Source organism: Mesorhizobium sp. M0771, from assembly GCF_040320155.1.
GTDB lineage: Bacteria > Pseudomonadota > Alphaproteobacteria > Rhizobiales > Rhizobiaceae > Mesorhizobium.
In genome coordinates, this window is sequence record NZ_JAMYPC010000019.1 from 52947 (window position 1) to 65489 (window position 12543).

11 protein-coding genes are annotated in these 12543 nt (G+C 63.7%); 5 read left to right on the plus strand and 6 right to left on the minus strand.

The genetic code is table 11. The features are described 5' to 3' along the window. Positions 1 to 111: 111 nt before the first annotated feature. Both NKI05_RS24920 and NKI05_RS24925 read right to left on the minus strand, forming a co-directional pair. The gene (locus NKI05_RS24920) at positions 112 to 750 is read right to left on the minus strand and encodes an NrsF family protein (protein ID WP_023815693.1); all 639 of its coding nucleotides are present in this window, start codon (positions 748 to 750) and stop codon (positions 112 to 114) included. Position 751: 1 nt separating this feature from the next. After that, positions 752 to 1303: a sigma-70 family RNA polymerase sigma factor gene (locus NKI05_RS24925; protein ID WP_023671665.1), complete on the minus strand. Its 552-nt coding sequence runs from the start codon at positions 1301 to 1303 to the stop codon at positions 752 to 754. Between the two features lie 204 nt (positions 1304 to 1507). Here NKI05_RS24925 and NKI05_RS24930 point away from each other — a divergent pair, with 204 nt between their 5' ends. The 3 genes from NKI05_RS24930 (at position 1508) to NKI05_RS24940 (ending at position 5320) form a co-directional block, all read left to right on the plus strand. Beyond that, positions 1508 to 2515: an iron ABC transporter substrate-binding protein gene (locus tag NKI05_RS24930; protein WP_023685327.1), complete on the plus strand. Its 1008-nt coding sequence runs from the start codon at positions 1508 to 1510 to the stop codon at positions 2513 to 2515. Between the two features lie 154 nt (positions 2516 to 2669). Then, on the plus strand, positions 2670 to 4241 hold the full coding sequence (locus NKI05_RS24935) for an ABC transporter permease (protein WP_352793372.1): 1572 nt from the start codon (positions 2670 to 2672) through the stop codon (positions 4239 to 4241). Next, positions 4238 to 5320 (plus strand): ABC transporter ATP-binding protein, encoded by a 1083-nt coding sequence (locus NKI05_RS24940; RefSeq protein ID WP_023686694.1) that lies wholly within the window; start codon positions 4238 to 4240, stop codon positions 5318 to 5320. The genes NKI05_RS24935 and NKI05_RS24940 overlap by 4 nt, the downstream gene beginning before the upstream one ends. 35 nt (positions 5321 to 5355) lie before the next feature. Here the strand turns inward: NKI05_RS24940 and NKI05_RS24945 are convergent, their stop codons facing one another. The 4 genes from NKI05_RS24945 to ugpB form a co-directional block, all read right to left on the minus strand. Further along, on the minus strand, positions 5356 to 6417 hold the full coding sequence (locus NKI05_RS24945) for a sn-glycerol-3-phosphate import ATP-binding protein UgpC (protein ID WP_023815692.1): 1062 nt from the start codon (positions 6415 to 6417) through the stop codon (positions 5356 to 5358). A 7-nt stretch (positions 6418 to 6424) separates the two neighbouring features. Further along, positions 6425 to 7273: a sn-glycerol-3-phosphate ABC transporter permease UgpE gene (ugpE, locus tag NKI05_RS24950; protein ID WP_023694018.1), complete on the minus strand. Its 849-nt coding sequence runs from the start codon at positions 7271 to 7273 to the stop codon at positions 6425 to 6427. A gap of 9 nt (positions 7274 to 7282) precedes the next feature. Next, the gene (gene ugpA, locus NKI05_RS24955; RefSeq protein WP_023685330.1) at positions 7283 to 8167 is read right to left on the minus strand and encodes a sn-glycerol-3-phosphate ABC transporter permease UgpA; all 885 of its coding nucleotides are present in this window, start codon (positions 8165 to 8167) and stop codon (positions 7283 to 7285) included. Between the two features lie 70 nt (positions 8168 to 8237). Further along, positions 8238 to 9548 (minus strand): sn-glycerol-3-phosphate ABC transporter substrate-binding protein UgpB, encoded by a 1311-nt coding sequence (gene ugpB / locus NKI05_RS24960; protein WP_023685331.1) that lies wholly within the window; start codon positions 9546 to 9548, stop codon positions 8238 to 8240. A gap of 185 nt (positions 9549 to 9733) precedes the next feature. Here ugpB and NKI05_RS24965 point away from each other — a divergent pair, with 185 nt between their 5' ends. Further along, positions 9734 to 9880 (plus strand): hypothetical protein, encoded by a 147-nt coding sequence (locus NKI05_RS24965; protein WP_023815691.1) that lies wholly within the window; start codon positions 9734 to 9736, stop codon positions 9878 to 9880. 147 nt (positions 9881 to 10027) lie between these two features. Next, the gene (locus NKI05_RS24970) at positions 10028 to 12475 is read left to right on the plus strand and encodes a bifunctional diguanylate cyclase/phosphodiesterase (RefSeq protein WP_023815690.1); all 2448 of its coding nucleotides are present in this window, start codon (positions 10028 to 10030) and stop codon (positions 12473 to 12475) included. Positions 12476 to 12543: the final 68 nt, after the last annotated feature.

Here is a 12543-nt window from a genome sequence, read left to right on the forward strand (position 1 = left end):
ATCGATTTTAAGGAAAGGTTGCGCCGGAGCCACCGGCAACACGGTGAACCCGCAAACAATTCCCGGCATGATTAAGGATCGGTGATTATTGGGCGATCTTGGACGGCCCGGTCACCAGCGCACGAAGAACCGTCCCCCGAGCGCGCCCAGACCGGCGAGGACGGCGATGGCGAGCGTGTACCAGGTGGCGACGAAAAGCGGCGAATCGTCGAAGCAGTGCGTGGCGTAGAAGGTCGCCGCCAGGCCGCCGGCGAGCAGTCCCGCGACCGCCCCGGCCAACACCGGCCGCGTCGGCGCTCCATAGCGCAGCATCCACAGGAAGACGGCAAGCGGGCCGATTCCGATCAGCGGGATGAAGCCCATGCAGATCATCATGTTGGAGCCGACCATGCGCGTGCTCCACATCGGCTCCGGCACCATGAACAGTTCGAGAGCCACCGCCACGGCCACCAGCAGCGGCGCCGCCAGCATCCAGGCCGCGGCTCTTGCCGTCGAAGCGCCCGGCGTCGACAACGCCCGGACCAGGCCAAAGGCGGTGACGGCGAGCACGATGGTGAACACGAACTTCGCCAGGAACCGCATCGTGTGCATGGCGGTCATGATGTCGGGACGCGGGCCGATGGTGAGAAAGAAGACCAGAGCCGCGATCACCGCCGCGGCTGCCGCCGCCATCAACCAGGCCGAGCGCAGCGGCATCGCCTTGCTGCTTGTGTCGGCGTCGAGTGCCTTGATGAGATCCTCCGTCCTCATGTCACTGCCGCCCGAAGCGCCCCTGCCCAAATCGCTTGGCGATCGCGGCAAGCCCGCGATGCAGCGACACCCGCACCGCCGTCTCGCTGACGCCGAGCCTGGCCGCCGTCTCGCCGATGGAGCGGCCGTCGACCGAGATCGAAGAAACGACGGAACGCTGCGCAGCCGGCAGTCCGTCCAGCGCCCGGTTGATGTCGCGTTCGCTGACGGTCTCGGTTTCCGGCTCGGCAAAGGTCTCGGCGATCTCGTCGATCTCGATTTCGATGCGCCGTCCGCGCCGCCGGAAAGCATCGATCAGCTTGAAGCGGGCTATCGCATAGATCCATGGCAACACCGGCGCGTCCTGGCGCCAGGTATGCCGTTTCACATGAATGGCCAGCAAGGTTTCCTGCACGACATCCTCGGGATCGACCCCGCCCTGTACGATCTTGCGCCTCGCAAAGCCGCGAACCAGCGCGGCGATCCGGTGCAAAAAGTCGGCGTAGGCCCTTTCATCTCCCGCGATCGCGGCCCGCATCAGCCGGGAAAGCTCGGCCTCATCCTTGCCGCTCACAAGAGTTCACTCCCCGATCTTCGCGCCTCGGCACCGATTTGTTACGTGTCCGGCGAAATGATGTCCAAGCCAAAGTGCCGCAAAATCACGAAAGTTTGCGGGAGCGGCGACCGATTGAAGCAGCCGAGCAATGTTGACTACTGCTGTCAGGTATCGATAGGTGCAGCCTGCGAAACCAGAACCACCGAGACTGAGGATGACGCCATGAGATACACGCTCTCCACCCTAGCGGGGGCCACAGCGCTGGCCGTGAGCATGATCGCCGGGCCGGCGATGGCCGCGGATGCCGGCATCATCGTCTACAACGCCCAGCATGAGAGCCTGGCCAAGGAATGGGTCGAAGGTTTCACCAAAGAAACCGGCATCAAGGTCACGCTGCGCAATGGCGGCGACAGCGATTTCTCCAACCAGATCGTCGCCGAGGGCGCTTCTTCGCCGGCCGACGTGTTCCTGACCGAAAACTCGCCGGCGATGACCCTGGTCGAAGCGGCGGGCCTTTTCGCGCCGGTCGACGCCGACACGCTGGCGCAAGTCCCGGCCGAATTCCAGCCGAGCAGCGGCAGATGGGTGGGTGTCGCGGCGCGCAGCACCGTCTTTGCCTACAACAAAACCAAGCTCACGGCCGAAAAGCTGCCCAAATCGATGCTCGATCTCGCCGATCCGAGCTGGAAAGGCCGCTGGGCAGCCTCGCCTTCCGGCGCCGATTTTCAGGCCATCGTCAGCGCGTTGCTCGAGCTCAAGGGCGAAGCCGCAACCGCCGACTGGCTGAAGGCCATGAAGGAGAATTTCACCGCCTACAAGGGCAACGGCACGGTGATGAAGGCGGTCAATGCCGGCGAGATCGAAGGCGGAATCATCTACCACTATTACTATTTCGGCGATCAGGCAAAGACCGGCGAAAACAGCAAGAACGTCGAACTGCATTATTTCAAGAACCAGGATCCCGGCGCTTTCGTCTCGATCTCCGGCGGCGGCGTGCTCGCCTCGAGCAAACACCCGAAGGAAGCCCAGGCGTTCCTCAAATGGGTGACCGGGAAAGGCGGCCAGGACGTGCTGAAGACCGGCACGTCCTTCGAATACGCTATCGGCAAGGACGCGCAGTCCAATCCCAAGCTGGTGCCGCTGGCCGACCTGCAGGCGCCGAAGGTCGATCCGGCGACACTGAACTCCAAAAAGGTGACGGACCTGATGACGGCAGCCGGCTTGCTTTAGGCTGGGTTCGTCCTAAAAGGGCAACGATTGCGCTCCTGCCGGACTTTCCGCAGGAGCGCTCTGTTTTCGAGATGGCATTGTCCATGACAACACATTGCGTTTCCGGCCGCGCCTGCGGCGCCCCCGCCCCGGCGGCAGTGGCGCGGTCGAGCTGATGCAAACTGCGGTCGATCTCGCACGTTCAGGCCAGACAGTCGGGCGGTCCCGCCGGAAGCCCATGTCCTGGATCGCGCTTGCCGCCATAGTTGTCTCGCTGCTGTCGCTGCTGCCGCTGGCGTTCATCATCTGGATCGGTGTGCAGATCGGCTGGGACACTGCTTCGGCCCTGGTCTTCCGGCCGCGCGTCGGCGAACTTCTGGTCAACACCGTGCTTCTGGTGGCGCTCACCGTGCCGATCGCCACCGTGCTGTCGGTGACGCTGGCATGGCTGACCGAGCGCAGCGACCTGCCCGGCGCCCGCCTGTGGGCTTGGCTGTCGGTGGCGCCGCTCGCCATCCCCGCCTTCGTGCATTCCTACGCCTGGATCACCATGGTGCCGACCTTGCACGGCCTGTGGGCCGGCGTGCTGGTCTCGGTTCTCGCCTATTTCCCGTTCCTCTATCTGCCGCTGGCGGCGGCTCTGCGCCGGCTCGATCCTGCTTTGGAGGACGCAGCCGCAGCACTCGGCCTTGGACCATGGCGGGTGTTTTGGCGTGTCGTGCTGCCGCAGCTGAGACTGGCCATTTGCGGCGGCGCGCTGCTGGTCGGCCTGCATCTGCTGGCCGAATACGGCCTCTACGTCTTCATCCGCTTCGACACTTTCACCACGGCGATCGTCGACCAGTTCCAGTCGACCTTCAACGGTCCCGCCGCCAACATGCTGGCCGGCGTCCTGGTGACTTGCTGCTTCGTGCTGCTCGCGCTGGAGGTGCTGGTGCGCGGCGAGGAACGCTATGCCCGCGTAGGCTCGGGTGCCGCGCGCCGCCAGCAGCGCACCAGGCTCGGTCGCGCCACCCTGCCCTGCCTGGCTCTGCCTGCCATCGCCACGCTTCTCGCCATCGGCGTGCCCTTCGTCACCATCGGCGGCTGGCTGGTCGCCGGCGGCGCCGATGTCTGGCGTTTGGACGAGATCGGCCTGGCGCTTGGCCAGACGCTGTTCCTGGCGCTGGCCGGCGCCTTGCTTGCGACCATCGCCGCCATGCCGATGGCCTGGATCTCGATCCGCGCGCCGGGACCGCTGCAGCGGCTGCTCGAAGGCTGCAACTACATTGTCGGTTCGCTGCCCGGCGTGGTCATCGCGCTGGCCTTGGTCACCATTACCGTGCGCATCGCCATGCCGCTCTACCAGACGCTGTTCACAATCCTGGTCGCCTATGCCCTGATGTTCCTGCCGCGCGCCTTGATCAGCCTCAGAGCCTCGATCGCACAGGCGCCGGTCGAGCTCGAACGCGCCGCCGCCAGCCTTGGCCGGCCGCCGCTGAAGGCGCTTTGGTCGACAACGATTCGACTGTCGGCGCCGGGGGCTGCGGCCGGCATGGCGCTGGTCGCGCTCGGCATCATGAACGAGCTGACCGCCACCCAGATGCTGGCGCCCAACGGCACGCGCACGCTGGCCATGGCGTTCTGGTCCTATAGCGGCGAGATCGACTATGCCTCCGCCGCCCCTTACGCCTTCATCATGGTGGCGATGTCGCTGCCGCTGACCTGGCTGCTCTATGTCCAGTCGAAACGGATGGCCGGGCGATGAGCTTTCTCGAAATCAGTGGCCTCACCAAGCACTACGGCCCGGTCGCAGCCCTTGCCGGCATCGAGCTCAGCGCCGCAAGCGGCAGTCGCACCGCGATCGTCGGCCCGTCCGGCTGCGGCAAGACGACGTTGCTGCGGCTGATCGCCGGCTTCGAGGCGCCCGACCAGGGCCGCGTCGTGCTCGACGGCGAGGTGCTGGCCAATGGCGGCCATGCGGTGCCGGCGCACCGCCGCGGCATCGGCCTGGTGGCGCAGGACGGCGCCCTGTTCCCGCATCTCAGCATCGGCGACAATATCGGCTTTGGCATGGCCCGCGGCGAGGACCAGCGCGCCGAGCGCATCGCCGAGCTCGCCTATACCGTCGGGCTGGACAAGGCGATCCTCAAGCGCCGCCCGCACCAGCTCTCCGGCGGCCAGCAGCAGCGCGTGGCGCTGGCCCGCGCCATGGCGATGAAGCCCAGGCTGATGTTGCTCGACGAACCGTTCTCGGCGCTCGACACCGGTCTGCGCGCCTCGATGCGCAAGGCCGTCGCCGAACTACTCGAAGCCGCCGGCATCACCACCATCCTGGTCACCCACGACCAGGCCGAGGCGCTGTCCTTCGCCAGCCAGGTGGCGGTCATGCGCGACGGAAAGTTCTCTCAGATCGGCACACCGCGAGAACTCTATCTGCAGCCGAAAGACCGCATGGTTGCCGAGTTTCTTGGCGACGCCATCATCTTGCCGGCAAAGATTTCAGGCGGCTTCGCCACCTCCTCGCTTGGTCGCATAGCCGTCGACTCGAAGGAGCGGCGCGACATCGCCCGCATCATGCTGCGACCGGAGCAGGTGCAGGTAAAGCGCACGTCGCGCGAAGGCATGTCGGGTCCTGCGGGCACGATATTCGCCGAGGTGACGGACTCGGAATTCGCAGGCTCGATGTGCACCATTGCCGTGCGGCTGTTGAACAACCCCGATCCGCCGGACGCCGCGGCGATCGGCAGCACACCGCTGACCTTACGCAAGCCGGGAATCGACGCACCTGCCGTCGGCGAGATCGTGCGTCTGACAGTTTCCGGCAAGGCGCATGTCTTCGCCTGAACTGCCGATGCGTCGGATTGGCGCGAGCGGCTGCGTCAATCGACTCGTTTCCCAGCATTGTCGAACCAATGCAGCTTCTCGGCCCTGGCCACGACGCGCAGTTGATCGCCGGGTTTGGCCGTGGCGCGGCCGGCCACACGCACGACCATGCGGTTGCCGCCGGCGGCACAGTGAAGAAAGCTTTCGGCTCCCACAGGTTCGACCGCCTCGACCGCCGCAGGCAGAATAAGCGCGCCGGATGATGCCTCGGCACTGAAGGTGACGTCGGCATCCTCAGGGCGGAAGCCAAGCGTGGCGGCCTTCGTAGGCGCGAAGTCAACCGTCTTGCCGTCGGTCAGCGCCGGACCAGCCGGTCCTTGCGAAAGAGGCAGAAGGTTCATCGGCGGCGCTCCGATGAAGGAGGCGACGAAGGTCGATGCCGGCTTCTCGTAGATGTCGAGCGGCGCGCCCGTCTGCTCGACCAACCCGCCATTCATGACGACGAGAATATCGGCCAGCGTCATCGCCTCAAGCTGGTCGTGGGTGACGTAGACCGAGGTGACACCGAGCGAGCGCTGCAAATTCTTGATTTCGACCCGCATCTGGCCGCGCAGTTTGGCGTCGAGGTTGGAAAGCGGTTCGTCGAACAGGAAGACTTTTGGATTGCGCACGATTGCGCGACCCATGGCCACGCGCTGGCGCTGGCCGCCGGAAAGCTCGCGCGGGCGCCGGTCGAGCAGCGCCGTGAGCTCCAGCACCTTGGCGGTCGAGCGAACCCTGCTGTCGATCTCGTCCTTGGGAGTACCCCGGTTGCGCAACCCGTAGGCCATGTTGTCGTAGACCTTCATATGTGGATAGAGCGCATAGTTCTGGAACACCATGGCGATGTCGCGCTCGGTCGGACCGATCGTGTTGACGATCTTGCCGTCGATGGCGACGGTGCCGGAAGAAATGGTCTCAAGCCCGGCGATCATCCGCAGCAGCGTGGACTTGCCGCAGCCGGACGGCCCAACCAGCACGCAAAGCTCCTTGTCGGGAATGGCGATCGAGACACCCCTCACCGCCTCGACGCCGCCGGGATAGACTTTCTTCACATCCTTCAGATCGATGGTCGCCATCAGCTTCTCACTTTTCGGTATCGACCAGTCCGCGCACGAACCAGCGTTGCATCAGCACCACGATCAGGATCGGCGGCAGTATGGCCAGCATCGCGGTGACCATGACCAGATGCCATTGGGTATCGGCATCGGCGAAGGAAACCATCTTTCTAAGTGCGATGACGATGGTGTTCATGTCGTTGCTGTTGGTGACGAGCAGCGGCCACAGGTACTGCGTCCAGCCATAGATGAAGAGGATGACGAACAGTGCTGCGATGTTGGTGCGCGACAGCGGCAGCAGGATGTCGAAAAAGAAGCGCCATGGTCCGGCGCCGTCGACACGCGCCGCTTCCACCAACTCACCTGGAATGGTCATGAAGAACTGGCGAAACAGAAGCGTGGCGGTGGCCGAGGCGATCAGCGGAATGATCAGGCCGGCATAGGTGTCGATCATGCCGAGATCGACCATCACCTTGTAGGTCGGCAGGATGCGCACCTCGACGGGAAGCATCAGCGTGATGAAGATCAGCCAGAAGAAGACCATCCGAAGCGGAAAACGGAAGAACACGATCGCATAGGCCGAAAGGATCGAGATGAAAATCTTCCCCACCGCGATGCCGAGCGCCATGATCGTGGTGTTGAGCAGCAATCGGCCGACACTGACGCCGCCGATGCGGCCGACACCGCCGAACAGCGCCTCGCTGTAATTGTTCCAGACCTGGTCGCCGGGCAAAAGAGGCAATGGCGGCTTGAGGATGGTCTGCAGCGTCTGCGTGGAGGCAACGAAGGTGTAGTAGATCGGGAAAGCGACGATCAGGATGCCCAGGATGAGCACGGCGTGGGCGATGAGGGCGCGAAGCGGGGACTGACCAATCATCGCTCGCGCTCAACCGTAGTGGACTTTGCGTTCCACATAGCGGAACTGGATGGCCGTGAGTGAGATGACGATGACCATCAGGATGACCGACTGCGCGGCCGAATCGCCGAGGATCAAATTGACGAAACCGTCATTGTAGACCTTGTAGACCAGCGTCTCGGTGGCCTTGCCTGGCCCGCCGCCGGTGACGGCATGAACGATACCGAAAGTGTCGAACAGCGCATAGACAGTGTTGACGACCAGCAGGAAGAAGGTCGTCGGTGCGAGCAGCGGGAAGACGATGGTCCAGAAGCGCTTCGTCTCCCCGGCGCCGTCCATGGCCGCCGCCTCTATCAACGTCTTCGGCACCGCCTGCAGCCCGGCGACGAAGAACAGGAAATTGTAGCTGATCTGCTTCCAGGCAGCCGCAGATACCAGCAGGATCATGGCTTGGTTTCCGTTAAGCAAGGGATCCCAGGCGATGCCGAGACCTCTCAAGGCGTAGGCCAGCGAACCGATCGAGGGGTTGAACAGAAACAGCCACAACATGCCGGCAATCGCCGGCGCCACCGCATACGGCCAGATCAGCAGCGTGCGATAAAGGCCTTTGCCGCGCACCACCTTCTCGGCCATGACGGCAAGCAACAGGGCCACACCCATGGCGACCATCGCGGTCGCCAGAGAGAACACCAGCGTAACTTTGATCGAGTTGAGGTAGGCCGGGTCGGCCAGCACCTTGCGAAAATTGGCGAGCCCGACGAACTTGCTCTTCAGCCCGAACGGGTCTTCCCTAAGCATCGACTGGTAGAGCGCCTGCCCGGTCGGCCAGTAGAAAAAGATCAGCGTAATGGCGAGTTGCGGCGCCACCAGCAGGTAAGGCAGGGTCTTGTTGGGAAAGACGACGCGTGGAGACAGGGTGATTCCCTCGCTGTTCAGGAAATCGTCCACGCGGGTCCGCGTGGACGAGGTTCAACTGACAATCGCTTCAGTTTCCGATCGCTTCCTGAATCGCCTTGTTGCCGCGTGCGACCGCGTTGTCGAGCGCCTGCTGCGCAGTCTGCTGGCCGGCCAGCATCTTCTCGAACTCCTCATTCTCGATGTCGCGCACCTGCGGCAGGTTGACGAGGCGCACGCCCTTCGAGTTCTCGGTCGGCGCCTTGCCCAGCATCTGCAGGATCGGCGTCTCACGGCCCGGGTTCTTGTCATAGAAGCCGGACTTCTTGGTCGCCTCATAGGCAGCGAGCGTCACCGGCAGATAACCCGACTTCTGATGCAGATACTCCTGCACTTCGGTCTTGGACAGGTAGGAGAAGAACGCCGCGACGCCCTTGTATTCCTCGTCCGATTTGTTGCCGAACACCCACAGGCTGGCGCCGCCCGGCGTGGTGTTCTGGGGCGCGCCCTTGGCGTCACTATCATAGGGAAGCTGGCCGATGCCGTAGTTCATGCCCGACTTGACGATGTCACCGAGACCCCCCGACGATTCGGTGAAGATGCCGCATTCTCCGGCAAGAAAGATCTGCTTGGCTTCGGATGTACGGCCGCCATATTTGAAGGTGCCGTCCTTGGCCAGGTCGGCGAGCGCCTGGAAATGATTGACGAAGATCGGCGCATTGATCTTGAGCTCGACGTCGGTTCCGGCAAGTCCGTTCTGGTTGGTGCCATAGGAAACGTCATTCCAGGCAGCGAAGGCCTCAAGGTGGATCCAGGTCAACCAGGTCGAGGTATAGCCGCAGGAAGCGGCGCCGCTCGCCTTGATCTTCTTGGCGGCTTCCCACACCTCGTTCCAGGTCTTTGGCGGATTGTTCACATCAAGCCCGGCCTTCTGGAAGATATCCTTGTTGTAGTAGAGGATGGGCGACGAGGAATTATAGGGGAAGGACAGCATGGTCCCGTCCGGCTTCGAATAGTAGCCGACGATGCCGGGCAAGTACTGGCTCTTGTCGAAGGTCACGCCGGCGCTGGTCAGCACATCGGCCACCGGCTTGATCGCACCTTCGGCGGCCATCATGACGCCGGTACCCACGTCGAACACCTGGATGATGTCGGGCGCTTGCCCCGCACGAAAGGCAGCGATGCCGGCATTCAGCGTTTCGGGATAGGTGCCCTTGAAAACGGGGAGAATTTCATAGTCGCTCTGGCTGGCATTGAAATCCTTGGCGATCTTGTCGACCACCTCGGCATTGGCGCCGGTCATTGCATGCCACCAACTGATCTGGGTGGCGGCGAAGGCGGAGGTGGTGGAAAGCAGGGTCAAGGTGGCGGCAACACCGGCCGCAAAGCCGAACAACTTCATGTTTCATCTCCCGTTTGTCATTGGCGAAAGGGGCGCTCCCGCGAACGCAATATGTGTCGCTGATGACAATCGGACAACGGATTTGTTGCTGTTTCGTGAATTTCATAGCCGGCTAACTTCGCGCCCCCTCGCCTTGCAACGAGGACAGAGAGAAATGCCAAGCCGGCTCAGCGATAGAATGGGGCATGGTGGGCCTGCAAGGATCGCCGACCGCCCAGCGATGCGTGAAGGGCCCGCGTGACAGCGCCACGCACCTGCACCATGCGGCCGCCAAACCGGCGCTCGGCCAGATCGAGATCGGCCGAGCGGCATCGCGCCAGGCGCTGCTGTAACCGTGCGTCTGGAATGAGACAGGATCGCCGCAACGTACAACCCGAAAAACCCGCTGTAGTTGTAGTTCGCATAACCGATTCTTCGTCAAGCGCGGCATACTAATCAAGTGGACGGCTTGATTGCTGTGGGAGAGCAGGTGGGGCGAGATGCTGACGGTCTATAATTGTATCGTGCATGAGCACGATCTGAGACTGGTCGCACTGGCAGCGCTCATTTGCGGTATTTCTTCCTTCTCGGCGGTCAACCTGCTTCGCCATGTCGACCGCTCGAGCGAGCGCAACCGCTATACCTGGCTTATGATAGCAGCCACTTCCACCGGCTTCGGTATCTGGGCGACGCATTTCATCGCGATGCTTGCCTTTTCTCCCGGAATCCCCAACGCCTACAATGCGGAAATGTCGGCGCTTTCGCTCGCTGGTTCCGTCGCCCTGACCGCCGCGGGCATGTGGATCGCCACCTTGCGCCGGGGCATCGACTACCCTCTGGTCGGCGGCGCGGTCCTCGGCGCTGGTATCGCCGCCATGCACTATATCGGCATGGCCGCCTTCGAGGTCGAAGGGCGCATCGTCTGGAACCCGCTGCTGGTCGGCGTCTCGGTGCTGACAGGCGTCACCCTCGCCGCGCTGGCGCTGCTGGTCGTGTTGCGACGGCCGTCCATGCAGGCCACAATCGCCGCCGCCATCCTGTTGACGCTGGCGATCTGCAGCCTGCACTTCATCGCCATGGGCGCGGTGTCGATCTTCCCGGACTCCTCCATCGAGATATCGCAGTTCACGGTCGAACCGGTGTCGCAGGCCTTCGCCGCCGCTGCAGTCAGCATGGCTATCCTGGTGCTTTCAGCCGCAGCATTGTGGATCGACCTTCGCTTCCGGCGTCACAAGCTCGAGGCCGAGCGCATGCACGGCCTCGCCAACGCCGCCGTCGAGGGGCTGATCGTCTGCGACGGCGCCCGCATCGTCAGCGCCAATGACAGCATCGCGGCACTCACCGGCATTGCGCCGGAAGTGCTGAACGCGATGCTGCTTGGCGACCTCTTCGGCGAACGCACCGCGGCCGGCATGTCCGACTGCAGCGGACAGGCACAGGAAGCCGAACTCAGAGCCCATGACGGCGCCACCATCCCCGTCGAACTTATCGCCAGGAGCATCGACTATTGCGGCAAGCGGCACAGCGTTGTCGCCGTGCGCGACATCCGCGAACGCAGGAAGGCCGAGCAGGAGATCCTGCGCCTCGCCCATTTCGACCCGCTGACCGGGCTCCCCAACCGCCGCAGTTTCTCCGGCCGGCTCGAGGCCGAAATTGCCGCAATGGACCGCGGCGGCAAGGGCGGGCATCTTGCGCTGCTGCTGCTCGACCTCGACCGCTTCAAGGAAGTGAACGACCTGTTCGGGCATGGCGCCGGCGATGCCATGCTGCAGAAGGTGGCGCTATGCGCCTCCGCCGTGCTCCGCCACGGACAGATGCTGGCGCGTCTCGGCGGCGACGAGTTCGCCATCATCGCTCCGAACCTTCCCGATCCGCAGGCGGCCGGCCGCATCGCCGAGGCGGTGCTGGCTGCCATGCGCGAGGAAAACCGGCTGTCGGTCGGTGGCGGCCTGGTATCGGCCAGCATCGGCATTGCACTTTATCCGCTCGACGCCGATGAGCCGACAATCCTGGTCAGCCACGCCGACACCGCGCTCTACCGCGCCAAGGCCGAGGGCAAGGACACCTACCGTTACTTCGAGGCCTCGATGGGCGCCGAGGCGCGAGACCGGCGCGTGATGGAGCACGAACTGCGCCAGGCCATGGCGCGCGATGAGTTTCGCCTCGTCTACCAGCCACAAAAGGAGATCAGCAGCGGGCGGATGGTCGGGTTCGAAGCGCTGATCCGCTGGCGCCATCCACAGCGCGGCGACGTGTCGCCGGCGACCTTCATCCCGGTGGCCGAAGACAGCGGCGTCATCATCCAGATCGGCGAATGGGTGCTGGCGACGGCCTGCGCCGAGGCAGCGCGCTGGAAGAACCCTCTCACCGTCGCGGTCAATGTCTCGGCGGTGCAGCTCCACAATCCGAATTTCAGCCGCAAGGTGCATGAAGTCCTGCTCGGCTCCGGCCTGACGCCCGGCAGGCTCGAACTCGAGATCACCGAAACGGCGCTGGTCAAGGACATGCCGCGCGCGCTGGCGACCTTGCGCCAGGTGAAGGCGCTTGGCGTGCGTGTGGCGATGGACGATTTCGGCACCGGCTACTCCTCGCTGTCCAATCTCCGCGCCTTCCCCTTCGACAAGATCAAGATCGACGGCTCATTCATCAAATCAGTCGACAGCAACGGCCAGGTGGCAGCCATCGTGCGCGCCGTTCTGGGGCTTGGCCGCGGTCTCGGCCTGCCGGTTCTGGCCGAGGGCGTCGAGACGCTGGGCGAGCTGAAATTCCTCGACGCCGAGGCCTGCGAGATCGGCCAGGGCTACTATCTAGGCCGGCCCAGCCCGATCGAGGCGTTCAGCGAATTGACCGGCGTAGCGGCACCGGCGGCACAAGACGACGCCGGCGTCAAACAACGCGGCGGCAGCATCTTGATGCTGCCGCCGGCGGCGGCCCTGCGCTCAGCCTAGAGCAATTTCAGGAAAAGTGTGAAACGGTTTTCCGTCCGAAATTGCGTCGAAACAAAAAAGTTAGCGCG

Bases quoted from the DNA above. Each gene is read 5' to 3' on its own strand.
- ugpE (WP_023694018.1), bottom strand. From the start codon at position 7,273: ATGATTGGTCAGTCCCCGCTTCGCGCCCTCATCGCCCACGCCGTGCTC.
- NKI05_RS24930 (WP_023685327.1), top strand. From the start codon at position 1,508: ATGAGATACACGCTCTCCACCCTAGCGGGGGCCACAGCGCTGGCCGTG.
- ugpB (WP_023685331.1), bottom strand. From the start codon at position 9,548: ATGAAGTTGTTCGGCTTTGCGGCCGGTGTTGCCGCCACCTTGACCCTG.
- NKI05_RS24940 (WP_023686694.1), top strand. From the start codon at position 4,238: ATGAGCTTTCTCGAAATCAGTGGCCTCACCAAGCACTACGGCCCGGTC.
- NKI05_RS24920 (WP_023815693.1), bottom strand. From the start codon at position 750: ATGAGGACGGAGGATCTCATCAAGGCACTCGACGCCGACACAAGCAGC.
- NKI05_RS24945 (WP_023815692.1), bottom strand. From the start codon at position 6,417: ATGGCGACCATCGATCTGAAGGATGTGAAGAAAGTCTATCCCGGCGGC.
- NKI05_RS24935 (WP_352793372.1), top strand. From the start codon at position 2,670: ATGCAAACTGCGGTCGATCTCGCACGTTCAGGCCAGACAGTCGGGCGG.
- NKI05_RS24970 (WP_023815690.1), top strand. From the start codon at position 10,028: ATGCTGACGGTCTATAATTGTATCGTGCATGAGCACGATCTGAGACTG.
- NKI05_RS24965 (WP_023815691.1), top strand. From the start codon at position 9,734: ATGGTGGGCCTGCAAGGATCGCCGACCGCCCAGCGATGCGTGAAGGGC.